This window comes from Nostoc sp. NMS2, assembly GCF_017115105.1.
Classification (GTDB): domain Bacteria; phylum Cyanobacteriota; class Cyanobacteriia; order Cyanobacteriales; family Nostocaceae; genus Nostoc.
In genome coordinates, this window is sequence record NZ_JABXKH010000066.1 from 12963 (window position 1) to 37870 (window position 24908).

Consider the following 24908-nt stretch of genomic DNA (forward strand, 5'->3'; position numbering starts at 1 on the left):
GTTGTGTCGTACAGAATTAATTCTGTTCGCGGATGCCGGAGGCATTATTCTGTTAGCGATAGCGGGGCGTTTAGCCCGTCCTGACTCCTGAATTCTTCTTCAAGAATTTTTTTTGATATAGTTGATAAAGTCAGGTAGCTACGTTCTTTCTAAATCAATAAACATAGCTATTTAATAATTTTAACAATAAAATTTTTAAAAAAATGCTACTTAACAGTTTTACAGTCACCAAACCGATGTACTATACAGATAAATTTACAAAAATCAACAATGGTAGAACGCCCAATCAAAAAATCGGAACGTCAGTCCCAAGCAAATACTGACAACAATTCCGAAAATAAGGATTCTATAACTCCTATTGAGTCCAACCCCAAAAGCTCAAAACCGAGCCGCAACCGCTCATCTGACAAAGGCAAAAAAGCATCTTACGGAGATGAAAACAGGCAGCAGGGAAATCCTGCACTAGCGCGTGGCCCAAAACCCGTTAAACCTCCAGTCAAAGTCCAAACAGAAGAACTTGAAACCGAATCGGAAACAATCTCTGAGGAGTCTCAAGACTAACATTACTCCTGCTTGTGATGTGGGAGGCTTTAACTAGTCGTTATAAGTATATGAAGACAGGATTTCTGCCTCCGTAGGCAGTAATTATGCCCCCCATCACCATTGGATTATTCTTAATATTGAATGCTTTTACTAAGTAAGCTGTCATAAATAAACCAAATTATGTTAAGAAACATAATAGGCTTAAAAGCTATGAAGATAATGTACTCTACAAAATCATAGCCAAAAAACAAGCTGATACCCAAAATTCTGTTCTGATAGCCACAAATGCGATTAAGAGACTTAGCTTTTGAACATCTAAATCTCTTAATAAGGCTGAAACCCTTGAATTTCGGTTGATTGTTCTGTAAATTTAAAAAGCCCGTGACGAGGATTGAACTCGTGACCTCACCCTTACCAAGGGTGTGCTCTACCACTGAGCCACACGGGCAAAATGTAACTTTAGTTTTTTAGTTGTAAGTTACAATGCTGGGAGTTTTGATGCTTACCCAGCGATTATAACCTATAACTTCGTAAGTGGTGGGCCGGGCTGGATTTGAACCAGCGTAGGCGCTAGCCAACGGATTTACAGTCCGTCTCCATTAACCACTCGGACACCGACCCGATTTGTCTCACGATTTAAAATCTTAGCACCATGTTTTATAAATTGCAAGTGATTAAAAAAATAACTTATGAGTAGAGATTGCAACAAAACTGCATCTCTACCACATATATAAAAAATACCAGTTACACACTCATCTCCAGCATTCGTTGCATTGGTCGCAGTGCAGCCAGGCGGATATCCTCTGACATGGTAATTTCGGGAGTGCGATTTTTCATTGCCCAGTAGAGCTTTTCTAGGGTGTTTAACCGCATAAACGGACATTCGTTACAAGCACAGTTATTCATCGGCGGTGCAGGAATAAAATGCTTTTCGGGAGCTAGTTTTTGCATTTGGTGAATGATTCCCGGCTCTGTCGCCACGATAAATTCCTTGGTAGGGCTGCTTTGACAATACTTGAGTAAGGCGGCTGTAGAGCCAATAAAGCTGGCGTGGCGCAATACACTACTTTCACATTCTGGGTGTGCGATCGCTTCTGCTTCGGGATGGGCAATTTTTAACTGGACAATTTTCTTTTCTGAAAAGGTTTCATGGACAACACAGCTACCTTGCCATAGCACCAAATCTCGTCCAGTCTGTTCCATGACATACCGCCCCAAATTGCGATCGGGGGCAAAAATAATCGGCTGTTCCTTCGGTATCTGCTGGACAATTTTCACAGCGTTGGAACTAGTGCAAATAATATCGCTCATCGCCTTGATATCAGCAGAGCAGTTGATGTAAGATACCACCAGATGATCTGGATGCGCGGCTTTAAAAACTGCAAACGCTTCTGGTGGACAACTGTCTGCTAAAGAACAACCAGCATTCAAATCTGGTAAAAGTACTAATTTATCAGGATTAAGTATCTTTGCTGTTTCTGCCATGAAGTGAACACCAGCAAAGACAATCACATCCGCATTGGTTTTTTCGGCGGCTTTCGCCAGTTGTAATGAATCCCCAATAAAGTCGGCAATATCCTGAATATCTGGCTCTTGATAATAATGTGCCAAGATAACTGCGTTGAGTTCTTTTTTGAGACTCTCAATGGCGGCAAACAGATCTAGTGGTAGTTCACCCGGTTGGGTTTTTTCTCGTTGAGCTAGTGCAGTAGTAAACACAGTTAAGGGGTGCTTTATGTTGCAAATGTATGTCCTGTGGATTCAATTATAGTAGTTTTTACCAAAAATAGTGGACGGTTGATATTTTGGGGTTGTGTTCAAATCGGGCTGAGTTTCATATCCTGGAGATAGACGGCAAGGAAAGTGGCATGACCAGTCAGAAAACTCAATCGATAAACCTCAAAATTGCTGTAGTTGGAGATATTCACGACCAATGGGAAGTGGAAGATGGCGTTGCACTCAAGCATTTGGGTGTTGACTTAGTACTGTTTGTCGGGGATTTTGGCAACGAGTCGGTGGAAGTGGTCAGAGCGATCGCATCTCTCGATATTCCCAAAGCAGCCGTGATGGGCAACCACGATGCTTGGTACACCGCCACCGAGTGGGGACGCAAAAAGGCTCCTTATGACCGCTCTAAGGAAGACTGGGTACAAGAACAACTCGATTTATTAGGCCCGTCCCATGTCGGTTACGGTAAGTTAGATTTTCCCGCTTGGAATTTAACTGTAGTGGGGGGTCGTCCCTTTACCTGGGGTGGCCCAGAGTGGAAATTCGCGGAAATCTGTCAAGAACGTTACGGTGTGACGAGTTTGGAAGAATCTGCCGATCGCATCTTCAAAGCAGTGAAAAGCGCCGCTTACGAGACAATTATATTCTTGGGTCACAATGGGCCGAGTGGATTAGGCGATCGCCCCGAAGACCCCTGCGGCAAAGACTGGCACCCAATTGGCGGCGACTTTGGCGATCCAGATTTGGGCGAGGCGATTTCTCAAGCCTTGACTGCTGGTAAAACCATTCCTCTGGTGACATTTGGTCACATGCACCGAGATTTACGCCATACCAAGAAGGTGCAGCGCAAACCCGTTTTTAGAAGTCCAGAGGGGACAATTTACTTAAATGCGGCTAGTGTCCCCAGGATTGTGGAAAATGACAGCGAGAAGTTGCGTAATTTTTCCATTGTCACGGTAGAGGCGGGTGTGGTTTCGCAAGTTTCCCTTGTTTGGGTGGGGAATGACTTTCAGGTGGCTAAGGGGGAAATTTTGTATGAGCGATCGCGGATTGTGTCGTAGACATTCGCATCCAGTAGTGCAATCTGCGTAGATAATAGGGTATAGTATGATCTGTCAAGTTTAGTGCTAACCAACAAAAGCGCCTGAATAGCGTCTGAAAGTAGAGTATGCACAAGTTTGACAGATTTACTGGAGAGGTGGCAGAGTGGTCGATTGCGTCCGACTTGAAATCGGATGAGGCTAAAACCTCCGGGAGTTCGAATCTCCCCCTCTCCGTTGAATAAATGTTGTTATCAAGTAGTACATATGTTTTGCATCTACAATATATGCAAATATATGCACAAACAGTATTTGGTTAACTACTGATGAAAAATTTAAATATTAAAGAAGAAGCCCGCAAATTGATTGACAAATTGCCAGAAAATTCCACATGGGATGATTTGATCTACCAAATTTATGTTCGGCAAAGTATTGAAGCTGGACTAGCAGATAGCAAAGCTAGTAATATGATTTCTGTACAAGAAGTACGGAAATAATAATTTTGACTGTCAGAGTGAAGGCTCAAGCCTTTCCTTGTCCGTTGAGTTTTTCATGAATGAGTGAAGATGGAAGGCTGGCGTTCGTGTTTACCTTTGTTTTACAAAACAAAATAAGTAGTTATTTAAACATATCAAAAATAGTCTGATTTAATCCTACATGAGGGTTAAATGTTGGCATGGGGTTGGTGATTTGTGCATATACACCTAGCAGCAATTCTGGATCAACCACAGGTAAATTGTTACTCAAAACATGAGAATTTCTTGTAACTATCAATACTGGTTGACCTTGGTACAACACGATAGGAGGATTGAGGCAGTAAATATTGTAAGGACTGTACACGCCATATTGACTACCATATAATCCATAGGAATTCCGAATGCTATGTATACTATGGGAACCGCCGTAGATACCGTGAGGATTACTAATAGAGTTTTGGTCGTATAGATTACTTGATAAAACGCCCAAAAATTGTCCATCAGCAGCCCATAATTGAGCTACACCATTTACGGAAACGAGAAAATCTACAATTGACATAGGTTTTTACAATAAAAACTTATTTTCTTCAGCTTCACCCCCTAAGAGTGGCAACAACCTCAGCAAAAATGCCTAATTTGTGGATTTGGTAGCGTGGTAATATTTTTATCGGAATTAAATAGGATTTTACATAGAAAATATTGAAGCGAAAATCTGACTAAAAAGTGCGATCGCTCCGCTCCCTAACCTCTCCCCCTACTGCCATCGTGCTACCATTACCAATAAATTCTTTGGGGAGGTCAATCAATGGCTACCATTCATGCGCTCAATATACCTGATGAATTATACGAACAACTACAACACTTAGCTAAAGCTGAAAATAACTCAATTGATGCTCAAGTTATTACAATCTTGCAGAACGCTTTGCAGGCAAAAACACAGCCAACGGAAGAGGAAAGGCGAAAAAATGTCCCAAAACTCCTAGAGGAAATTAGTCGCCGTCGCCGCCGCTTGAATCCAGCAGACTTTGGATTACCTGATAGTACTGAACTAATTCGAGAAGACCGCGATAGATGAGCAATCCTCTTAGATGCGTGGTAAATACCAGTGTGTGCATCAAGTATTTTATTGCTGACCCACTAACTGCCAAAGTTAATCAACTCTTCGTTCATCTCGCCAATCCACAGACAGAAATTTTTGTTCCAGACCTTTTTTACATTGAGTGTGCTAACACGTTCTGGAAGTATGTCCGTGCAAGGATGTACACTGCTGCTGAGGTTCAGACAGATTTAGCTACTCTGAAAGCTTTTCCGTTGCGTGTTGTTTCAACAGCTGATTTGATGGCGGATGCAGTTACGATCGCATTAAATTATGGAATCTCTGCCTACGATGGCTCTTATGTTGCACTTTCACAGCAGGTAGGTAGCTACTTTGCTAACTCTTGACGGTAAGCTGGTAAAGGCAATAGCCGCTTCGTCTTACAATGTTTGCTCGTTTAATGACTTCGAGGTTCCGCTGTTGGAGTCAATGTAGAAGCGATCGCTCTTTCTTCACCATATATTTAACCCTAAAGCATTGGATGAGGCTAAACAAATCGATACAAACTCAGAATTGGGGAAATTGAATTTTTATCACCGACTTACTTAGTTGCAATAAAATTAGTTTGTAAAGCAGGCTATAAACCTGCTGTTTTTTAATATTCAATTGTCAAAAATGCCTTTTACTTATAACCGCACGGTTCGCTTTCAAGATACTGATGCTGCTGGGGTAGTTTATTTTGCTAACGTTTTGGGTATTTGCCATGAGGCTTATGAAGAATCTTTAGAAGCATCAAGTATTAATCTCAAAGATTTTTTTACTAATCTGCCTGTAGCTTTCCCCATTGTTCATACTAGTGTCGATTTTTTGCGCCCTATGTTTGGTGGGGACAAGTTGCTGATTAGTTTAATACCTCAAAAACTAGGTGTTGATAAGTTTGAAATTACTTACCAAATTACTGTGGGTGAGGTGATAGTTGCTAAGGCTATTACTCGCCATGTTTGTATTGATGTGAGTAGTAGAAGTAAGCAGGAATTACCGGAAGAGATTATCCAATGGCTGGAAACGAACCGCAGAGACGCAGAGGGCGCGGAGAGAAGAAAGTCGAGAGAGATTATGTGATGGGGTTTTGTAGGAATTCTGTGGCAATTTTCTGTAGCTGTTGGCGGTTAATTTTACCTTGAGAGTTGCGGGGTAAGTTTTGCTGGGGAATCCAATATTTAGGGATTTTAAATTTGCTGAGTTTGTCTTTGAGTAGGGTTTGAATTTTTAAAGCGGAAGTATTTGATTGTTTGGGAATGTAAATCGCTGTTAAGGCTTGTCCCCAGTGTTTATCTGGAATGCCAATGACACAAATATCGGCAACCATTTGAGTTGCTTGGATAGCTGATTCAATCTCTGCTGGGTAAATATTTTCTCCACCTGTAATAATTTTGTCGCTGTTACGTCCGACAATATTTAAATGACCTTGATTGTCTAAAAATCCTAAATCATCTACTTGGAAATCAGTTTGATTTTCTCTGGTTATCGGATAGTAGCCAAGGGCTAAAGATTGAGCGTGAATGGTGATATTTCCGATTTGATTAGAATTTAAAATCTCGCCTTGCTGATTGCGAATAGTTACTTTGGCATGGGGAAGAATTTGACCGCTGCTAATTTTCCCGCAAAGAAAATCATCTGGTTTGAGGGTGGCAATTTGAGAGGCGGTTTCTGTCATGCCATAGGTAGGTGCTAACCGGATGCGATGAAATCTGGCTTTTTCTAGTAGTTCGTTCCATGCTGGCGCACCTCCCAAAAGTACAGTATTAAATTGGGATAGCCATTCAGTTAATTCTGGATTTTGCAGGAGGCGTTGTAACTGTGTTGGTACTAAAGATATGAAAAATTCTGATTGTTTAATATTTAATATTTGACCAAATTCTACGGCTTTAAATGGTTGAATAGCCAGTTTACCTGCGGTGGTGAAAGAGCGCATAAATTGCATTAAACCGCTAACATGATATAGCGGTAATACACAAAATGAATTTACTTGCTTGAGTTGAAAGTATTCGGTAAATCCTTTTACAGATGCTATGAGAGTTTCCCAAGTGTGGATGGCAAATTTAATCTGGCCCGATGAACCACCTGTGGGAATCATAATTTTTGGGCATGGGGCATTGGACATTGGGCATTGGTAATTATTCCCATTCCCTATTCCCCATTCCCTATTCCCTATTCCCCAAATAATATCTGGCTGTACTAAATCAAAGACTTGTTGCCATTCTTGTGTTCCCCAGTCGGGGTTACAAAGGAAAACTGGACAATTAGCTGCACAAGCAGCAATAAAACTTGCTAAAAATCGTAATGGTTCGCGTTCGGCTAAGATAATTTTTGGTGGTGTTCCACACGGTGATCGTTGTGTTAGTTCTAAATATAATTCTTGAGCTATTTGATTAAAATGGCGGCTGTCATAACCAATAAGCCAATCATTCTGAGCCAGGTTATAAAGACAGTCTAAAGGTCGTTCCATAAAGTTTGAAACCACGTTTCTTCTTGTTCAAAAAAATGGTCTATGCCAAAACCAATTGCCCTATTATTTCGGGATAATTCGGCTGCTAGTTGGAGTGCGGCTTGTCTTGCGATCGCAGTTTCAAATACTGATGAAAATACAGTATCAATTTGATGCTGGTGGCAAAACTTTCTCAGACGAGATGGCGATCCGACTATCCCAGGCTTTATGACAAAAATCCCTCGCCAACCTTGTTGATAACAGGCGGCGAGTTGTCCAAGTGTGGCGACAGATTCATCTATTGCGATCGCAGTTTCATAACTCAGACTCAATTTCAACATCTCCTGAAATTGCTCAACAGGTAGTGGTTGCTCAATAAATTCGATTTCTAGGGCTAGTTCTCCATTTGCCTTGAGATTGTCGCAAGTTTGCAACCATAAGTTAGCTTCTTCATAGCTGAGTCCACCGTTGGCATCTAATCGCAGTTTGTTAAAGGCTGGTAAGGTGTGTATCAGTGACTCAAAAATTTTTAGTTCATCAGCGATCGCACCGACTCCGATTTTCCACTTAAAGGTGCGATATCCTTGCTCCCATAGAGTTTGCCATTGATTTAAAGCCGCTTCCCCAGATGGTAATAAGGCACTGTAAAGGAGTGAGGAGTTAGAAGTTATCAAATTATCTCCCTCATCTCCCTCATCTCCCTCACTCCCCACTCCCCACTCCCCACTCCCCATTTCCCACGCTGACTCAAAGCCAAATTGACAAGCGGGTAGCTCATCTGGAATGGAAAAAATCGTTTTTTCTGTAATTTCTCCTGGTAGTTGGCGACAAAAATCTAAGGCTTGTTCTAAGGTTTCGGAACCGAACCAGCTAATGGGGGCAATTTCTCCCCAGCCGACTTTACCTGATTCATCGGTGAGACGGAGGATAATACCTTCACGAATATCCCACTTACCATGATTGGTGGTAAGCGATCGCAAAAATCTTCGCTGATATGGACGAAATTTAAATTTGTAGTCATTTGTCATTGGTCATTTATCATTGGTCATTGGTTACTAGTACGTCACGGCGGAAATAAACCTACCATTTGGAATGTCTGAAACCCTTGCGAACAGTTAATTACGAATTACGTTCGCGTAGCGTGCCGGAGGCTCTATTACGAATTACGAATTCCGCCTTGCGGTACTAGTTATTAATTAATTCTCCCTAATCTCCCTCATCCCCATGCCCCATGCCCAATGCCCAATGCCCAACTAAAGAATAAATCCCAAACCAAATAGCAAGCAAGTCCAGAAATGCACGGCTACGGCGATGAATTTACAGTTACTAACTTTGTCTGGCTGGTTGTGATTTTCTTGGACGTGGCGACATAATTTGACAGCAAAGGGTAAACTTACCCAACTCAGTAATGTCCAAGCTGGAGAAATTCCTAATAGCACAAACAGCAAGGTGAGAGGATAAATGCTACCGGTAAACCAAACTAGGAGTTGGGCCCCTTTTTGAGTTCCGAGACGGACGATAGGCGATCGCTTACCTGCGGCTATGTCATCCTTAACTTGGTGAAAGTGTGAGCAAAACAAAATTAAGGTTGTGGCAATCCCGACAATCACTGAAGCTGCTAAACTCGTTATTGACCAAGTTTGCGTCTGGCTGTAATATGCTGCCTCTACTGCTAAGGGGCCAAAGGCAAAAAAGCAAAGAATCTCACCTAAACCCTGATATCCTAAGCGAAAGGGAGGCCCTTGGTACATATAGCCCAAACCGCAGCATAGTAGAATGATGGCGATGACAGTTAGGTCTTGTTGCCAAAATGCGATCGCTAGTATGCCCAGCAACCCCAAACCTAAAAACAAGTTTCCTAACCAAAATATTAATAGCTTATTGCCTGTTAAGTTCACCAGAGAATGGTGCTTATTTTTATCAATACCTGTTTCGGAATCAAAGACATCATTACTGATATTTTCCCAGGCAAGAATTAAAATTGCGGCAGCCACAAAAGTAGAAAATACTGCTCCATTGAATATTTGAGTTTCGGCAAATGCTACTGCTGTTCCTACCCAAATGGGCATAATGGCAACGCTGTACATTGGCGGTTTAATTGCTGCCATCCATAACTTAGTGTTGGGATATAAAATTTGCTTGGTAGTCATCAGTTGTGATTAATTAAATTACTGGAATATTACTCACACTTGAGATTTTATGATTTAAAGAGAGTCTAGACATGGGTCATATACAAACAACTGTCACTTTTACTATGGCTTGTTAACCTTGTGTTGTTAACACTCACACTCACGTTGCAATCTTAGGCTGAAACTGTCTTATCATGGTCTGAGAACACCACAAATAAGGCAAACCCTACGCTGGTGAAATGGCAACTTAATATGTTACCTGTAAAAATACGACCACGATTAATTACACTTTAGGAAGTTAACTTAAAAAAAATTTACTATAGATCCATGACAGTTTCACCTTGTCGTAGCAACTTGTTTGTAGAGCGCAAAGATTTATATCAATTTCTGCTATCAGTCCAAGAAAAGTGCCTCCAAAATAATGACAAGCAAATTGTCAGCATCTCTCAAGAGATCGATTTAGTTGATCCTTTACTTGTATTGGATCAACTTACACAAGCAAATGAAATAAATTTTTACTTTGAGGACAGAGCTAAAGGAGAAGCGATCGCAGCAATTGATTCTGTAGCAAAATTACAGATTGATGGTGCAGAACGTTTTACTCAAGCTGAATATTTTATCAAATCTTGTCTTAAAAATATAATTAATTTTAGTAACGCTAATCAGCCATTTTCTGGTCCTCACTTTTTTTCTTATTTCAGCTTTTTTGATAAAAATGCCCAAATAGATTATCCATTTCCATCCGCCACCATTTTTCTTCCACGTTGGCAAGTAGCTGTAAAAAATCAGCGTTGTATATTAGTAACAAATATAATTATCAATGAAAATGCAAATATTCAAAAATTGTTGGAGAATCTGCAAAATAAGATTGAATTTATCCAATCTTTAGAATATTACTCTGCTAATATTGATTGTTTTCCGGCAAACTTTTACAAGAAATCTGTCACTAATGCTACTCAGTTTAAACGTTCAGTAGTATCTGTTTTGGAAAAGATTAGGTCTAGTCATTTAAGGAAGATTGTCCTAGCCGATATATTAGATGTCAAATCAAGCAGCCATTTTGACTTAGTTAAATCCTTAAATAATCTTAGACAAATACATCCTAATTGTTATATTTTTTCTACAAGTAATGGCAAAGGACAAAACTTTATTGGTGCAAGTCCAGAACGATTAATTAGTATTAATAATCAACAGTTAATTACGGATGCTTTAGCTGGTTCTGCACCACGAGGTAAAACCCCTGCTGAAGATGCAGCTAATGCCAATCGCTTACTAAATAGTGAAAAAGAAAAACACGAACATTCGCTAGTACTTGATTTTATTACACAACGCCTACGCCAACTAGATTTGTCACCACAAATATTAGCACCACGGCTACGACAATTATCGAACATCCAGCATTTATGGACACCAATAAGTGCTATAGTTCCAGCGAACATCCACCCATTAAAGATTGTGGGACAATTGCATCCTACACCAGCCGTTGCTGGTGCAGCAAGAGATGTAGCCTGTGCCGAAATTCGGCGTTATGAAAGCTTTGAGAGAGGTTTGTATGCTGCGCCTTTGGGTTGGATAGATTCTGAGGGGAACTGCGAGTTTATTGTAGGAATTCGTTCAGCATTGATTGATGGCGATCGCGCGAGATTGTATGCTGGTGCTGGTATCGTTGCGGGATCTGATCCTCACAAGGAGTTTGCAGAGGTACAACTTAAGCTTCAGGCGTTACTCAAAGCATTAGTTTAAAGTTAATTACTAATCTAGTATGCCAGCTAAAGATATTTACCACGATTCTGTTAGAAACGCCCTTGAAAAAGAGAGTTGGCATATTACCAATGATCCATTTATCTTAATTGATATTATCAACGATAAAATTTGGATTCAAAGAGATGGTACTGAAGATGGTATTGCTAACGAATTCGTCAGTGTCGGCATTCCTAAAGATCGTATCGTTCTAGCCTTTCAACCGACCGAAGTAAGAAAGTATACTGATTTTGCTGTTACATCAATTTTAAATCTGGCGATCGCGCGAGATTGTATGCTGGTGATGGTATCGTGGCTGGATCTGATCCTCACAAGGAGTTTGCAAAGGTGCAACTTAAGCTTCAAGCATTACTGAAAGCATTAGTTTAAAGAGATTTCCAGTTTCCCGGCAGTTGGGAAGTACGGCAGACTGCTTTAAACTTAGGCGCACAAGCTTTTTGGAGCAAGGTAATTAGTCAATACACTAATGGAGCTTTTAACGAGGTTTTCTTAAATGATCATCGATGGCATGGCCCAATTAAAACTTTTGATAACTCAAATAAACTATTAACATAAAAAACACACCGGATAAATCGGTGTATTTCTAGCATTACTAGAGCATATACTTTTGATGATGTTTTACACTAAATCCTGATGAGTAAAAGCTTTAGCATTCGCCCCGGTGTAACTAGCTACAATATGACCATCACCAGTCATTTGATACTTGTATGTCACCAATCCTTCTAAACCAACGGGGCCACGGGGAGGCATTTGTTGTGTACTAATCCCTACTTCTGCACCAAAACCATAACGGAAACCATCGGCAAAGCGGGTAGAACAATTGTGGAATATATTAGCTGAATTTACCAGTCCAAAGAAATTTTCAACAGATGCTGAATCTTCAGAAATAATCGCGTCAGTATGACGAGAACCGTATTCGTTAATATGAGCGATCGCATCTTCTATAGAGTCTACAATCTTTATCGACAAAATATAATCGCTGTATTCTGTTTCCCAGTCTATCTCTGTTGCAGTTACAATGTTAGGCAAAATCTCCAAGGTGCGTTTATCACCCCTTAATTCTACGTGGCGTTCTTGCAAAGCCTCAGCAACTTTTGGTAAAAATTCTGTAGCAATTGATTGGTGAACTAGCAAAGTTTCAATGGCATTACAAACAGCAGGATATTGAGCTTTGGCATCGACTGTAATCGGAACTGCTTTAGAAATATCAGCAGCTTTATCTATATAAAGATGACAAATCCCGTCGGCGTGACCCAGTACTGGAATCCGCGTATTTTCCTGTACAAATCTGACAAAGGAATTAGAACCTCTGGGAATAATTAAATCCACATATTTATCTAATTTCAAAAGTTCTAGAGTTTCTTCTCTAGTTGTCAGCAACTGTACCGCATCTGGGTTCACAGCAGTATGTGATAATCCTTGTTTAATTGCCTTAACTATTGCTTCACAAGAACGCACCGCTTCCTTTCCACATTTGAGAATCACACCATTACCCGATTTTATCGCTAAGGAAGCAATTTGAATCGCCGCCTCTGGACGGGCTTCAAAAATAATCCCCAAAACACCTAAAGGACAAGTAATTCGTCTGAGAATTAAGCCAGTATCAAGTTCGCGGTGAATTTGGACTTTACCAATTGGATCGTCTAGCTTACCTACATCTTGTACCCCAGTGATCGCATCTCTTAATTTATGTTCATCCAATTGCAAGCGCTTATAAAGCGGTTTGGGAATTCCTTCAGCATTAGCAGCTTCACAATCAGCAATATTTGCTTGTAAAATTTCATCTTTAGCTGATTCTAAAGCTTGCGCGATCGCAACAAGGGCTTGATTTTTTGCCTCAGTGGAGAGAATCGCCAGCTTACTTGCAGCTTTGCGAGTTTTTTGAGCGATCGCAATTAGGGGAGAACCAATATCAAAAATAGTCATAGCACAAATCTTTACTTTTTCTTCATCTTATCAATCTGAGTTAATCGTTGCTTATCGTCTTCCCCCAATCGGGTGAACCATTTGGGTAATCAATAATTACTCTGATCGGGTGAAGCAAAACCTGGTTCAAAAAACTTATTCTGTAAATATGAAACACAGAGACAGCAAAAGTAACAACTTTGCGGCTATATAAATATCTTAAGTATTATTACAGGCATTATTTGAAAGCCTTAAAAATGATTTATGCGTACCATAGGCTAGAGAGACATTTATGTTTCTCTGGTCTTTTACTTCAGTAGACAATTTATACTGCAATTTAAAACTGTTGGCTACTTTTGACTAGATTCGCCACTACTTTCACCAACTTATCTGGCTCGATTGGCTTAGATAGATGAACTTCAAATCCAGCTTCCAGAGCCAGCTTGCGTTCTTCATCTCTAGCATAAGCCGTCAGTGCTACAGCCAGAATCTTCTCACCACGAAGGGCTTCCTGCTCGCGAACTTGGCGAATCAGCGAATAACCATCCTCATCTGGCATTCCAATATCACTGACTAAAATATTTGGTCTTAATCGAATTAGCGCTTCTAGGGCTTCACCTACTGAGCTAACCGATGTCACCTGCGCTCCTGACTCTTCAAGAACAAAAGCAATTAACTCACGAGTATCGGTATTATCATCTACAAGAAGTATTTGCAAGCCACCAAGCGCTAAGAGGTTATTGACTTTTACTTGCCTCTCTTTAATTAGCTGCTCTGGTTGCGGTTTTATTAGAGGTAACAGGACTGTAAATGTTGCTCCCCGTCCTTCCCCTTCACTCACTGCATAAACTCTGCCAGAGTGCATTTCTACTAAGTGGCGTACAATTGCCAGTCCTAGCCCCAAACCACCTTCTACTCTAGTAGTTGTGCTATCAGCTTGACGGAAGCGCTCAAATATATAAGGTAGAAAGTCAGCACTAATTCCCTTACCTGTGTCGGAGACAGAAATCTGAGCATTTGAGTTTACCTGCTTCAGACACACTTCAACTCGGCCTCCGCTAGGTGTGAACTTAACGGCGTTAGAGAGCAAATTCCAAACTACTTGTTGGAGGCGTTCTGCATCACCCATAACCTCACCTACTGACCAGTCAAGCTTAGACTCAACTTGAATATCTTTAATCTCAGATGTGGGATATATACCCTCAATCGCCGCCTTAATTACATTTACAAAGTCAACTTTACGGATATTTAGGCGGATTTTACCTTGTACAATGCGTGAAATATCGAGGATATCTTCAATCAGTTTGCTCTGAAGTTTTGCATTTCGCTCGATTGTCGCCAGCGCCCTAGAAGTAATTGCCTCATCCAATTTTCGATGACGGATTATTTGAACCCAGCCCAGCATCGAGTTGAGAGGTGTACGAAGTTCGTGAGAAACAATTGCTAAAAATTCATCCTTAATTCGGTTAGCTTCCTGAGCTTGCTGATAAAGCTGTGCATTTTCAATGGCGGACGCTGCGCGTTGGGCAAGTTCTTCAGCCATTGCTAGGTCTACAATAGTGTAATAGCGCCCTAATTGTGCAGAGACAAATACAATTGTTCCTAGCTTGCGTTGACGCACCAGCAATGGCACAACCATATAAGACTTAACTTGCAGTAAATTAAGGTATTCCTCGTTCCATGCTTTTCTTTGTAATGAAGATTCCAGAATGTTTGTAACCAGTTCTGGCTTACCAGTCCGTAAAACCTTCGGTAGTCCATAATCTGCATCAATCGAAATTGGATAGCGTTGTCGGAGTTCTCGGACTAGTGCTTCTTTCTGCGGTTCAGATGCAGCGATGACTGGGTTACTGAAAGCTGCCGAATTATTTTCAACGACATCTACAATACACCAATCTGCGAGGGTAGGCACTGCTAATTGGGCGACGCTCGTTAGGGTACTGCGGTAGTCTAAGGAAGATGCTAGTACACGACTTGCTTCAGCCAAAAAATTAGAGCGCCTTTCTGCGGTTTCGGCTGCAATCCGGGCAGCTTGCTCACTGGCAAATAACTGCTTACGCTCCGACTCTAAACGCCTACGCTTGCTAATATCACGCATTAGCCAGCGTAGAGCAACTCGCTTACCCACCTGATTACGGACGGTAACGACTGTCAAAGCAACATCAAAACAAACTTTTTCCCGTGGTTGCAAACACACTTCCCATTCTCCGCCCCGGTCGAGATGCTGCAACTGACTTAGGTAATTAAAAAAAGCTTGACGATCTGACTGTCCGATAAAACTAACCAACGGTTTCCGAATCAAAAATCGCTGTGAGATATTAAGTAAGATAGTAGTCGCCTGGTTAGCTTCAAGGATAGTGCCATAAGTATCAGTTACCAAGTAACCATCAGGCGCAAAATCAAATAATTCTTGGTAGCGCTGACGCTCCTTCTCGACTGCGATTCGTGTTGCTTGTAGTTCCTCAGAGGCGATTTTCAGTTCTTCTAAAGCGATTTGAAGTTCTTCAAAAGCTTCTGTTGTTAGCTCTTCTTGCGAATACCGCTCACTTGCTGTACTTTGCAATAATTTCGTCACCCGTGAGCGCAATATCTCTATTTGCTGACTAAAATCGTCTACATTCATATTGCTCACTTTACTAAGGCTAAAAAGCGCACGTGAGAGGAAGATCAAGCAAGTACAATTCCAACTGTACGCTCAAAGCTGAACTCAAAACTATTGCTCAAAAGATAGAGGTTTGTCTTGCCAACGCGAGTTCTACAAAATGAATAAAATACAATGCAGTTATCTCATCCTCTAGATACTATGTTACAATAAAGGGTTAATAAAAAAATCTATCTAGAGTGCTGTACAGCTAGAAACATAATAGGTAGATTTAAGTAAATTTTTTTATAGCTTAAGGAGGGCCTGATGGTTACAGCAGCAGTATCAACAACAACAGGTCAAAATTGGTCAAACTTGGCTGCTGATTAACATTAGCCATATTCATCCCCCTAAACCTAAAAAATCTGTTTTAGGGGGATGATGAATGTGATATTTGATCTGGGGTAGGCATGATAAATATGCCTTGTATACAACCTCAAGATAATTATGATGATAAATGCGATCGCTACTAAATTTCGCCAACTTATAGCTGGAAGAAAAATCCCGATTGGTTATTTTGACAGACATAACCGCAAAAATAAAACTAGGCGTTCCATAGCGCTGTATACCTGCATAGGATTAGTAAGTGCAATTTTGGCATTGTTGTTAATCGCATCGCCAGGACTGGCCCAAAAACCGGAACCCCAACAATCCCCAAAACCTCAACAACCATTATTAGTAGCTACACGAGTTATACCGCCCTTTGTGCTATCAAACAAAGGTGAGCTATCGGGATTCAGTATCGACCTCTGGCGCAGCATCGCTACCCAAATAGGTGTAGAGTCTAAATTTATTGAATATTCCAGTGTGCCGCAACTGATTTCTGCTATTAAGGACAACAAAGCCAACTTGGGAATTGCAGCTATCTCAATTACAGCCGAACGCGAGCAAAATTTTGATTTCTCATTACCCATTTTTACTGGTGGACTGCAAATTATGGTACGCAACCTAGAGAGTAAAAACAGTGCTTTTCCAAATATTTTGCAATTGTTTTTCTCTACTAGCCTCTTGCAGGTAATAGGCGTTGCCCTAGCGCTAATTGTCGTAGCAGCCCACATTATTTGGTTATCTGAGCGCAATCACAAAGAAGGGATGATTTCTCAATCATACTTTCCAGGCATTTTTAAAGCTTGTTGGTGGGCAGCAGCCACATTAGCGACTCAAGCCGATGAAATGCCCAAGGGAGTGCTGGGACGTTTAATAGCTATAGTCTGGATGTTCATCGGAGTCCTTTTTGTTGCCTACTTTACAGCCAGTGCGACTACTTCATTAACAGTGCAGCAACTTCAGGGCGATATCAGGAGTATAGACGATTTACCCGGCAAGATAGTTGCTACAACTGCGGGTAGCACAGCAGCGAGATACTTACAAGAACATCATATTTCAGTTTTAGAAGTCCCCAAAATTGAGGAAGCTTACAATGCTCTGCAAACAAAAAAAGCCGATGCCGTGGTGTTTGATGCACCTGTACTCCTCTTTTATGCTGCCAATGAAGGCAAAGGGAAAGTAGAGATTGTTGGCAGTATCTTGCGTGAAGAAAGCTACGGAATCATTCTGCCTAATAACAGTCCCTACCGCAAACCAATTAATCAGGCTCTGCTGAATCTTAAAGAAAATGGCACTTATCAATCGCTATATGATAAGTGGTTCGATGCTAAAAATTCTGAAATTTTGCCGAAAAATTAGAGTTCTGCCCCCGAAATGTTGGGTTTCGTTCCTCAACCCAATCTACTAGTCTGTCCCATTAATTCTGAGAATTAAGAGAATGAACCGCAAAGGACGCAAAGAGCGCGAAGTATAAGAGGTAAAGAAGAGAAGCGTATTGCTAAATTTCTTGTAAAAACTCTTGATTTTCATTACCGATTGTGAGAAAGTCTGATTTAGTATCTATAAAATACTGTAAGTCGATAAATTTATAGTACTTTTGTGGTTTGACTAAAAGTAAGCGGTGGTTTTAGCTGTGCTTTAACCCCGGAAAGATGCTATCAGACTGATTACAAGTACAGAAGTATAACAGCCATCTGATGAAGGCATCATACCAGGACTGAATGTCTATATGACTTTCAGGAGAATCATCTTCTATGCAAGTTACCTTCCAGTAGAGTAACCACAGATTTCATCCCAAATCTGGTGAAATTGCCCTACTTCTCTGGAGTTAGGTGTCTTATGTGTGGCTAGTTGTTCTAGCTTTCAGATGCTCATGTATTCATTCATGACTATATTTTTGCGTTATTTTTTGCCAGTGGAGAACATCTCATGCAAGTAGATCCTAATTCTCATCAAGGTTCCGAGCAAGATACTCAGGCTAATAGCGAAATAGAGAAACTGAAACAACCCCGTGTAAATAGCAAACGTTTTCTTGGTAGTCACACCAGCAGACGCTCATTTCTCGGTCGCGCTGGTTTATTTAGTGCTGCTAGCGTTGTTGCAGGAGTTTTCGGTTCACCTTTCTCCTCAAAGAAAGGAGGAGATGTTGTACAAGCTCAAGATATTAACAGGCGGTATAATCGACCATTCGACTACAACAGGTTTGTTGATAAAGCCTATCGAGTCCGCGTTGAAGCAGCCAGAGTTGAACGGAGTATTCCCATTCCGCCGCATCCGACTAATGGCGATGAGGAGCGTTATGCCAACAAAATCGGCTCTGACAGTAGGGGATTACCACATAATGGGCTTGGCGAAGTTAAGTTGGAAGCTTACAATTCTTTGACCAAAGCACTGACAACCCAAAATCCGAATGATTATGAAAATATCATCTTGGGTGGCGGCAGAAAGCTGGTTAATCCTCAAGGTCCCCTGGCAATTAGTCTAGAAGGAATCAATGCAGCGCAGATAGCAGTGCCACCACCACCGGCTCTAGCTAGTGCAGAACGCGCTGCTGAAGCAGTTGAACTCTACTGGCAAGCTTTACTCCGAGATGTACCTCTTTCCAAGCTCCAAAACAATACTGACAACCCAAAAGTCTTAGCAGCCGTTGAAGACCTCAACAACCTTTCGGCCTTCCGAGGACCAAAACAAAATGGCCGTGTCACCCCTCAGACTCTATTTCGTGGTAGCGTCAATTACGTCAATATTTACACTTCAGGTATAACTACAAAATATGTTATTCCGCCAGGGGTACTAGATGGCCCTTACATCTCACAATTTTTGTTGCGGACTATTCCTTGGGGAACTCAGTCTGTTTCGCCACTGATTCGTACTGCTCTTCCTGGTAATGATTTTCTACTCGATTTCCAGGAATGGTTGACTATTCAGAATGGAGGTAGTTCCGGGAAGTCTATTAAATACGACCCCAAAAACCGTTACATAGCTACAGTTCGGGATTTAGGTGAGTATGCCCATATTGGCGGCCCTACATACCTTGGAGCCTCCTTGATTCTTGGTAGCATCGGTATACCTTTAAATCCGGGCAATCCCTACGTCAGATCGAATACCCAAATTGGTTCTAATGCAACGTTTGCAGTGGGACATTTACAAGCCTTGCTTAATTTGGGTAGCTCGCGTGTGATTAGAGCGTCATACTGGCAGAAGTATTATGTACACCGCATTCTGCGCCCAGAAGCTTATGGTGGGCTAGTTTACAACAACATTGTCAATAAAACTCAATATCCGATTAATTCTGAGGTCTTTAATTCCAAAGCTTTGGCGCAGACCTTTAGCACCTTCGGCACTTATCTATTGCCCCAAGCATATCCAGAAGGATCGCCAACCCATTCCTCATATACGGGTGGTGCGGCTGCCAATGCTGGCGTTAATGTCACACTGTTGAAAGCATTTTTTGATGAAAACTTTGTTATCCCCGATCCAGTAGTGCCCGATCCCAATGATCCCACAAAAGTAATTCCTTACAGTGGGCCACCACTAACTGTGGGTGGAGAGTTGAATAAACTAGCAACTAACTATGCTATTGGTCGCGGTCACGGTGGTATCCATTGGCGCTCGGATGGTTCAGCTGCTTTGGCTTTGGGAGAAGAGGTTGCTATTAGCCTTCTCAGGGATGAGAGACTGGGTTACAACGAAATATTTAATGGCTTCACCTTCACAAAATTTGACGGTTCAAAAGTCACAGTTTAAACCGTCAAATTTTGTGATTTCAAAAGCGCTGTATGAAGTTGCAACAGGGTGAATGTAGAATCTCAGCGTCTTCAAACCTGAGAGTGTCAACACAGATGTTAAATTTAATACGCAATGACTTACTTAGGATAGAGAATCAATGATTACTCTAGGTTATGGCGTTAAAAAACAGTACAAGCCCTGTACGCTGGAAATTCTACCCTCTCTAGTGCCAGAGTTAAGCTAGTACGCACTTTAATTGCACATTTTTTCGTTAAAACTGTCATTTGTCATTAGTTATTGACAAAGGACAACTGATAAATGACTAATGACAAAGAACGAATTTCACGAATAAATAAGCAATTAAAGTGCGTAACAGCCTAGCAATAATTGCAGTTTGCTCTAGAAGCTTAGTATGACAAAGGCATTCCCAAGCATAGCAAGGCGCTTGAAAAGTACAGGAATCAAGTTGTTGAAGATGGGAACCTTCCTAATAACCCGTTTTATCGAAAACTGGAAACGCTACTTCTTGGGTGACACTGTTGATGTTCGCCCCTCCCGCTTACCCTCCTTAGATGTCCGTCCTTCCTTAGCGGGCCCCGTCCTGAGTTTGGGTGGGGGTGGCCCCGATGTCGATGATGCTATCCAGTGGATGATTAACCAAGTTAGAGGAGGTAGCAACTCCACTACCAAGGTTAATGTCGTAGTTCTCCGCACTAATGGTAATCATGATTACAATCGGCTAATTTATGCCATGAAGGGCGTAAAATACGTGGAAACTCTTTTAGTGAACAATAGGCAAGAAGCAAACAAAGCTGAGATTTTTGAAAAAGTCAAAAGCGCTGATGTAGTTTTCTTTGCTGGCGGCGACCAATGTCAATACATCCGCAACTGGAAAGATACCAAGCTTGAAGCTGCTGTTAAGTCAGTTTACCTTAAGGGAGGCGGTGTTGGTGGCACTAGTGCGGGTGCGATGATCCAAAGTGATTGTGTGTATGATGCTTGTGCTTCTTCTGAAAAAGGGATTGAAACTAGAGACGCACTAGAAGATCCTTACCGGGATATCACTTTTACTTACAACTTTTTCAATTGGAGTAATTTGAAGGGAACTATCGTAGATACACACTTCGACAGGCGGGAAAGAATGGGTCGAATTATGGCTTTCATTGCCCGTCAAATTAAGGACGGTGTATCTAGCAGTGTTTTAGGCATCGCGGTTAGTGAAAGTACATCGGTTCTTGTGGATAAAAACGGCTTGGTGAAAGTTTTGGGTAGGGGTGCGGCGTACTTTGTACTTGGTAATCATACGCCAGAAGTATGCGAACCCCGAACGCCTTTGACCTTTTCTAATTACAAAATTTGGAAAGTTCGCAGTGGTGACACCTTTAACTTAAGAAACAGACCAACCTCTGGGTACTATCTCAGGAGTGTCAAAAGGGGACGGATTGATTCAAATCCTTATTGAGTTGGGCATGGGGAATGGGGAAGAAGCAAGGGAGCAGGGAGCAAGGGAGAGGAGTTTTCCTCTGTGCCTCTTTTCAATGCCCAATACTTCGACTTCGCTCAGTACAAGTGCCCAATTCCCAATTCCCCTACCAAGGAAGCACACCATTTTCATCAAAATTTGGATCAGAGTTCTGAATCAGAGAACCTAAACCACTTGATAAATTTACTATTCACCCTGCTGTTAACTTCTTCAAAAGTGGCAGCAGGGCTTTTGTATTTGAGCAAATCTAGTGTAGATGTAGTGTTATAAACACAACATTTATGATTTAGTAATCCTACTTAAGCGGTCATTGGCTGTGGTATTTCCAGCAGTAGTAATTCACACCGCAGATAGCGGTTGAGAAAATATTTGCAGCGTAAACTAACAATTGACTCAAAAATCTTGGAGAAAGTAGATATGCAAACCAAACAGCTTGGTAATTCGGAGCTTCGTATTACCCCAATTGGCTTTGGTGCTTGGGCGATTGGTGGTGGTGGCTGGGCTTTTGGTTGGGGAGCGCAGGACGATCAAGAATCTATTGAAGCGATCGCTCGCGCTCTCGATCTCGGCGTTAATTGGATTGACACCGCAGCTATCTATGGTTTGGGGCATTCTGAGGAAGTTGTTGCTAAAGCGCTCAAAGGTCGATCTAGTCGCCCTTACATTTTTACTAAATGCTCAATGATTTGGGATGAAAAGGGCGTAATTGGTCGCAGCTTGAAGGCGGATTCTGTGCGGCGGGAGGTTGAAGCCAGCCTGCGCCGACTGGACATTGAAACCATTGATCTCTATCAAATCCACTGGCCTAACCCTAACTCAGATATCGAAGAAGGCTGGACGACTCTCGCCAAGCTCAAGGATGAAGGTAAGGTTCGCTATATCGGGGTTTCAAATTTCAATGTAGAACAGTTGAAACGTGTCCAGGAGATTGCACCAGTTACTTCATTGCAACCACCTTATTCACTGGTTAAGCGCGATGTCGAAAACGAGATTTTACCTTTTTGTAAGGAAAACAACATTGGTGTAATTGTGTATTCACCGATGCAATCTGGCTTGCTTACAGGAAAGATGACATCTGAGCGGGTTGCCAATTTACCAGATGATGATTGGCGCAAGAAGAGTGATGAGTTTCAGGAACCACGTCTATCTCGTAACCTGAAGCTAGTGGAGGTGTTGCAGGAGATTGGTGAGCAATACGATCGCTCCCCCGGTGAGGTGGCGATCGCTTGGACTTTAAACAATCCGGCGGTGACGGCTGCGATCGTTGGCGCACGCAATCCTAAGCAGGTGGAAGGAATCATCGCTGCTGGAGAATTTCGCCTCAATCAGCAGGAGCTAGATCAAATTGGGGCTTTCCTTGGCGAGAATCCATAAAAGCAGGCTGGCGTAAACTTTGAATAGTAGCGATCGCATGTTTCGCTACAATATCAATCTCTTCTTGGGTATTAAACCGTCCAATACCAAACCGCACTGAGGCATAAGCTAGCTGTTGGGGGTGTCCCAGTGCTGTCAGAACACTGGAGGGTGAAGTATTTGCCGAAGAGCAAGCAGATCCCGAAGAAACCGCCATTACTGGCTGCAAGCCTAGCAAAAGTGCGGCTCCATCCACTCCCTCAACACTGATATTTAAGTTTCCCGCCAATCGCTCTTTAGGGTGTCCGTTGAGATGAATTCTTTCAAGTTGGGAAAGCTGTTCCCACAAGCTTTGTCTTAACTGGGTGAGACGTTGGGTTTCTGTCGCTTGTTCTGCCAAAGCGATTTCTACAGCTTTCCCAAAGCCGACAATTTGCGGTGTATACAATGTCCCAGAACGCATCCCCCGTTCATGTCCGCCGCCGTGTTGCTGGGGAGCCAGTTGTACTCTGGGGTTGCGCCTGCGGACGTACAGCGCCCCAATGCCCTTTGGGCCATATACTTTGTGTGCTGTGAGCGACATCAAGTCAATTTGCATCGCTTGCACATCTAGGGGAATTTTACCAATAGCTTGGGCTGCATCGGTGTGGAAAATGATGTTGTGTTCATGGCACATTTCCCCAATTTCAGCCAAAGGCTGTAACACACCAATTTCGTTATTTGCAGCCATCACCGAAACCAAAATTGTCTCAGGACGGAAAGCATTTTTTAACTCAGTTAAATCAATCAGTCCATCTTTTTTAACTGATAGGATAGTAATTTCAAAACCGAGAGTTTTTAAATAATTACAAGGGTCAAGAACTGCATTATGTTCAGTGGCGACAGTAATAATATGCTGACCTTTTTTAAAATAAGCTTCGGCAACACCTTTAATAGCTAAATTATTAGCTTCTGTTGCACCACTCGTAAAAACAATTTCTTCAGGAGTAGCGTTGATTGCTGCTGCTAAAATCTCTCTTGTTTGTTTCACAGCAGCTTCTGCTTCCCACCCATAAACATGACCAATACTAGATGGGTTGCCAAAGTGTTCTGTGAAGTAAGGGATCATTGCTGCTAATACCCGTTCATCTACGGGTGTAGTGGCGTGACAATCAAGGTATATAGGGCGAATAGACATATTATTAACTCAAACTTTGACTCAAATTTTTTAATACACTTAGAACCTGATACAGTTCACTTTCTCGTTTCAAAAGTGTAAATTGGTCAGACATTGCATACTTTGGCTGATTTTCTTTGGTAAGTTTCAGAAAAATAAAATCACTACCATTTGTTACTAATCCAAAAGCAGGTTTGTCTTCACTAGGATTAGCCAGCATATAAACAAGTGCTTGAGGTACAGCTTCTAAAAGAGAAAAGCTAGACCTTTTAGATTCAATTACTAACAACCAAAATTGTTCTTGAATAATTAAAACATCAATTCTACCTCTAATAATTTCTCCTTCATCTTCCGCAGAAATTTCTATTGATTGCTCGCCTCTTATATAAAAAGGCTCATCATAAAATCCAGCTAAATTGAGTAAAGGAGATAAAACTACTAATTTTACCGTTTCTTCTGACAAAGGAGGATGCTTGACTAAACGGAGAAAGTGAAGTTTTATTCTGTCTAAATCTTGCTTTTCTAAATCTGTAATTTCCGGTAAATTTTCAAACCATTCTGTGAAGAACGCATCATCTTCGGCTAGTTGTAGACTAAATCTTTCTTCCAAATAAGCAAGCCCGACATTTTGTGCTTGGATAAATTGAACCATAATTCATTTTAAAGATGCAGCTTAAATATTATAACAGTTTTCTAGGATTAACCTAGATAGGAATATCAAAGATAATTAACTTAAAACTTGACCTATTTTTTTTAATATATTCAAAACTTTATATAATTCATTTTTGCGTCTATATAAAGTGAATCTATCAGATAAAGCATACATTGGTTGATCTTGTTTTATCAACTTGATAAATTGGAAATCTTCTCCATTCATTACTAAGGAATATGCAGAATTTTCAGGGTGAGGATTTGCCAGCATACAAGTCAGTGCTTGAGGAATCGCCTTTGCCAAGGAAAAACTAGACCTTTTAGATTCAATTATTAGTAACCATAGCTGATTTTGAAGCAGGGTTAGCGCGTCTCAAAGCCTATTGACAAGAGGACTTGCCTGATCAGCAATCTTTGTTGGAAACAAAGTGACACCATCCGAGGTAGGGTAAGATTTAATTC

General features: G+C 41.4%; 22 protein-coding genes and 3 tRNA genes. 13 read left to right on the top strand and 12 right to left on the bottom strand.

Features of this window, described 5'->3' with window-relative positions:
* The first annotated feature begins 270 nt into the window (after positions 1-270).
* Positions 271-561, top strand: coding sequence for a hypothetical protein (locus HWQ36_RS13445; RefSeq protein ID WP_174709724.1), 291 nt, complete (start codon positions 271-273; stop codon positions 559-561).
* Positions 562-919: 358 nt separating this feature from the next.
* Here HWQ36_RS13445 and HWQ36_RS13450 read toward each other — a convergent pair.
* The 3 genes from HWQ36_RS13450 to nadA all read right to left on the bottom strand — a co-directional run bounded on the left by HWQ36_RS13450 (position 920) and on the right by nadA (position 2262).
* Positions 920-991, bottom strand: a tRNA-Thr gene (locus HWQ36_RS13450).
* A gap of 87 nt (positions 992-1078) precedes the next feature.
* A tRNA-Tyr gene (locus tag HWQ36_RS13455) sits at positions 1079-1164 on the bottom strand.
* A 123-nt stretch (positions 1165-1287) separates the two neighbouring features.
* Positions 1288-2262 carry a quinolinate synthase NadA gene (gene nadA / locus HWQ36_RS13460; protein WP_292703254.1) on the bottom strand — a complete coding sequence of 325 codons (975 nt, stop codon included), beginning with the start codon at positions 2260-2262 and terminating at the stop codon, positions 1288-1290.
* A gap of 149 nt (positions 2263-2411) precedes the next feature.
* On the opposite strand from nadA, the gene HWQ36_RS13465 reads away from it, so the two are divergent.
* From HWQ36_RS13465 to HWQ36_RS13475, 3 genes are all read left to right on the top strand, one after another.
* Positions 2412-3332: a TIGR04168 family protein gene (locus HWQ36_RS13465; RefSeq protein WP_292703256.1), complete on the top strand. Its 921-nt coding sequence runs from the start codon at positions 2412-2414 to the stop codon at positions 3330-3332.
* Positions 3333-3463: 131 nt separating this feature from the next.
* Positions 3464-3548, top strand: a tRNA-Ser gene (locus HWQ36_RS13470).
* A gap of 89 nt (positions 3549-3637) precedes the next feature.
* Positions 3638-3808 (top strand): hypothetical protein, encoded by a 171-nt coding sequence (locus HWQ36_RS13475; RefSeq protein ID WP_292703259.1) that lies wholly within the window; start codon positions 3638-3640, stop codon positions 3806-3808.
* A gap of 121 nt (positions 3809-3929) precedes the next feature.
* On the opposite strand, the gene HWQ36_RS13480 is transcribed toward HWQ36_RS13475, so the two are convergent.
* Positions 3930-4346 (bottom strand): hypothetical protein, encoded by a 417-nt coding sequence (locus HWQ36_RS13480; RefSeq protein WP_292703262.1) that lies wholly within the window; start codon positions 4344-4346, stop codon positions 3930-3932.
* Positions 4347-4592: 246 nt separating this feature from the next.
* On the opposite strand from HWQ36_RS13480, the gene HWQ36_RS13485 reads away from it, so the two are divergent.
* From HWQ36_RS13485 to HWQ36_RS13495, 3 genes are all read left to right on the top strand, one after another.
* Positions 4593-4862, top strand: a complete 270-nt coding sequence (locus HWQ36_RS13485; RefSeq protein ID WP_181927931.1) for a hypothetical protein — start codon at positions 4593-4595, stop codon at positions 4860-4862.
* Complete coding sequence (locus tag HWQ36_RS13490; RefSeq protein WP_292703270.1) at positions 4859-5230, top strand: type II toxin-antitoxin system VapC family toxin; 372 nt, start codon at positions 4859-4861, stop codon at positions 5228-5230. The genes HWQ36_RS13485 and HWQ36_RS13490 overlap by 4 nt, the downstream gene beginning before the upstream one ends.
* Positions 5231-5498: 268 nt before the next feature.
* The gene (locus HWQ36_RS13495; protein WP_292703272.1) at positions 5499-5945 is read left to right on the top strand and encodes a thioesterase family protein; all 447 of its coding nucleotides are present in this window, start codon (positions 5499-5501) and stop codon (positions 5943-5945) included.
* On the opposite strand, the gene HWQ36_RS13500 is transcribed toward HWQ36_RS13495, so the two are convergent.
* The 3 genes from HWQ36_RS13500 to menA form a co-directional block, all read right to left on the bottom strand.
* The gene (locus HWQ36_RS13500) at positions 5938-7332 is read right to left on the bottom strand and encodes a 2-succinylbenzoate--CoA ligase (protein WP_292703275.1); all 1395 of its coding nucleotides are present in this window, start codon (positions 7330-7332) and stop codon (positions 5938-5940) included. The genes HWQ36_RS13495 and HWQ36_RS13500 overlap by 8 nt on opposite strands.
* Positions 7317-8339 (bottom strand): o-succinylbenzoate synthase, encoded by a 1023-nt coding sequence (locus HWQ36_RS13505; RefSeq protein WP_292703278.1) that lies wholly within the window; start codon positions 8337-8339, stop codon positions 7317-7319. Before HWQ36_RS13505 ends, HWQ36_RS13500 begins: the two co-directional genes overlap by 16 nt.
* Positions 8340-8564: 225 nt before the next feature.
* A complete protein-coding gene (menA, locus tag HWQ36_RS13510) occupies positions 8565-9461 on the bottom strand; it encodes a 2-carboxy-1,4-naphthoquinone phytyltransferase (protein WP_292703281.1) in 897 nt (298 codons plus the stop codon).
* Positions 9462-9767: 306 nt separating this feature from the next.
* Between menA and HWQ36_RS13515 the strand changes: the two genes are divergently transcribed.
* Positions 9768-11183: an isochorismate synthase gene (locus HWQ36_RS13515; protein ID WP_292703284.1), complete on the top strand. Its 1416-nt coding sequence runs from the start codon at positions 9768-9770 to the stop codon at positions 11181-11183.
* 19 nt (positions 11184-11202) lie between these two features.
* Positions 11203-11556 (top strand): element excision factor XisI family protein, encoded by a 354-nt coding sequence (locus HWQ36_RS34375; protein WP_366828971.1) that lies wholly within the window; start codon positions 11203-11205, stop codon positions 11554-11556.
* 263 nt (positions 11557-11819) lie between these two features.
* On the opposite strand, the gene HWQ36_RS13530 is transcribed toward HWQ36_RS34375, so the two are convergent.
* Positions 11820-13127 carry a glutamate-5-semialdehyde dehydrogenase gene (locus HWQ36_RS13530; RefSeq protein ID WP_292703287.1) on the bottom strand — a complete coding sequence of 436 codons (1308 nt, stop codon included), beginning with the start codon at positions 13125-13127 and terminating at the stop codon, positions 11820-11822.
* Positions 13128-13443: 316 nt separating this feature from the next.
* Positions 13444-15729, bottom strand: a complete 2286-nt coding sequence (locus HWQ36_RS13535; protein ID WP_292703290.1) for an ATP-binding protein — start codon at positions 15727-15729, stop codon at positions 13444-13446.
* Between the two features lie 468 nt (positions 15730-16197).
* Here HWQ36_RS13535 and HWQ36_RS13540 point away from each other — a divergent pair, with 468 nt between their 5' ends.
* From HWQ36_RS13540 to HWQ36_RS13555, 4 genes are all read left to right on the top strand, one after another.
* Positions 16198-17433, top strand: a complete 1236-nt coding sequence (locus HWQ36_RS13540; RefSeq protein WP_292703317.1) for a transporter substrate-binding domain-containing protein — start codon at positions 16198-16200, stop codon at positions 17431-17433.
* A gap of 570 nt (positions 17434-18003) precedes the next feature.
* Positions 18004-19821 carry a vanadium-dependent haloperoxidase gene (locus tag HWQ36_RS13545; protein ID WP_292703293.1) on the top strand — a complete coding sequence of 606 codons (1818 nt, stop codon included), beginning with the start codon at positions 18004-18006 and terminating at the stop codon, positions 19819-19821.
* Positions 19822-20215: 394 nt separating this feature from the next.
* On the top strand, positions 20216-21265 hold the full coding sequence (locus tag HWQ36_RS13550) for a Type 1 glutamine amidotransferase-like domain-containing protein (RefSeq protein WP_292703296.1): 1050 nt from the start codon (positions 20216-20218) through the stop codon (positions 21263-21265).
* A gap of 438 nt (positions 21266-21703) precedes the next feature.
* The gene (locus tag HWQ36_RS13555; RefSeq protein ID WP_292703299.1) at positions 21704-22660 is read left to right on the top strand and encodes an aldo/keto reductase; all 957 of its coding nucleotides are present in this window, start codon (positions 21704-21706) and stop codon (positions 22658-22660) included.
* Here HWQ36_RS13555 and HWQ36_RS13560 read toward each other — a convergent pair.
* The 3 genes from HWQ36_RS13560 to HWQ36_RS13570 all read right to left on the bottom strand — a co-directional run bounded on the left by HWQ36_RS13560 (position 22608) and on the right by HWQ36_RS13570 (position 24750).
* Positions 22608-23816, bottom strand: a complete 1209-nt coding sequence (locus HWQ36_RS13560) for a cysteine desulfurase family protein (RefSeq protein WP_292703301.1) — start codon at positions 23814-23816, stop codon at positions 22608-22610. The genes HWQ36_RS13555 and HWQ36_RS13560 overlap by 53 nt on opposite strands.
* Positions 23817-23820: 4 nt before the next feature.
* Positions 23821-24447, bottom strand: coding sequence for a type I restriction endonuclease (locus tag HWQ36_RS13565; protein WP_292703304.1), 627 nt, complete (start codon positions 24445-24447; stop codon positions 23821-23823).
* 75 nt (positions 24448-24522) lie between these two features.
* Positions 24523-24750 (bottom strand): hypothetical protein, encoded by a 228-nt coding sequence (locus HWQ36_RS13570; RefSeq protein ID WP_366828974.1) that lies wholly within the window; start codon positions 24748-24750, stop codon positions 24523-24525.
* Positions 24751-24908 lie beyond the last annotated feature (158 nt).

Coding starts and splice junctions, on each gene's coding strand:
- HWQ36_RS13445 (WP_174709724.1), top strand. CDS start 271: ATGGTAGAACGCCCAATCAAAAAATCGGAACGTCAGTCCCAAGCAAAT.
- HWQ36_RS13465 (WP_292703256.1), top strand. CDS start 2,412: ATGACCAGTCAGAAAACTCAATCGATAAACCTCAAAATTGCTGTAGTT.
- HWQ36_RS13475 (WP_292703259.1), top strand. CDS start 3,638: ATGAAAAATTTAAATATTAAAGAAGAAGCCCGCAAATTGATTGACAAA.
- HWQ36_RS13480 (WP_292703262.1), bottom strand. CDS start 4,346: ATGTCAATTGTAGATTTTCTCGTTTCCGTAAATGGTGTAGCTCAATTA.
- HWQ36_RS13485 (WP_181927931.1), top strand. CDS start 4,593: ATGGCTACCATTCATGCGCTCAATATACCTGATGAATTATACGAACAA.
- HWQ36_RS13490 (WP_292703270.1), top strand. CDS start 4,859: ATGAGCAATCCTCTTAGATGCGTGGTAAATACCAGTGTGTGCATCAAG.
- HWQ36_RS13495 (WP_292703272.1), top strand. CDS start 5,499: ATGCCTTTTACTTATAACCGCACGGTTCGCTTTCAAGATACTGATGCT.
- HWQ36_RS13500 (WP_292703275.1), bottom strand. CDS start 7,332: ATGGAACGACCTTTAGACTGTCTTTATAACCTGGCTCAGAATGATTGG.
- HWQ36_RS13505 (WP_292703278.1), bottom strand. CDS start 8,339: ATGACAAATGACTACAAATTTAAATTTCGTCCATATCAGCGAAGATTT.
- menA (WP_292703281.1), bottom strand. CDS start 9,461: ATGACTACCAAGCAAATTTTATATCCCAACACTAAGTTATGGATGGCA.
- HWQ36_RS13515 (WP_292703284.1), top strand. CDS start 9,768: ATGACAGTTTCACCTTGTCGTAGCAACTTGTTTGTAGAGCGCAAAGAT.
- HWQ36_RS34375 (WP_366828971.1), top strand. CDS start 11,203: ATGCCAGCTAAAGATATTTACCACGATTCTGTTAGAAACGCCCTTGAA.
- HWQ36_RS13530 (WP_292703287.1), bottom strand. CDS start 13,127: ATGACTATTTTTGATATTGGTTCTCCCCTAATTGCGATCGCTCAAAAA.
- HWQ36_RS13535 (WP_292703290.1), bottom strand. CDS start 15,729: ATGAATGTAGACGATTTTAGTCAGCAAATAGAGATATTGCGCTCACGG.
- HWQ36_RS13540 (WP_292703317.1), top strand. CDS start 16,198: ATGATAAATGCGATCGCTACTAAATTTCGCCAACTTATAGCTGGAAGA.
- HWQ36_RS13545 (WP_292703293.1), top strand. CDS start 18,004: ATGCAAGTAGATCCTAATTCTCATCAAGGTTCCGAGCAAGATACTCAG.
- HWQ36_RS13550 (WP_292703296.1), top strand. CDS start 20,216: ATGACAAAGGCATTCCCAAGCATAGCAAGGCGCTTGAAAAGTACAGGA.
- HWQ36_RS13555 (WP_292703299.1), top strand. CDS start 21,704: ATGCAAACCAAACAGCTTGGTAATTCGGAGCTTCGTATTACCCCAATT.
- HWQ36_RS13560 (WP_292703301.1), bottom strand. CDS start 23,816: ATGTCTATTCGCCCTATATACCTTGATTGTCACGCCACTACACCCGTA.
- HWQ36_RS13565 (WP_292703304.1), bottom strand. CDS start 24,447: ATGGTTCAATTTATCCAAGCACAAAATGTCGGGCTTGCTTATTTGGAA.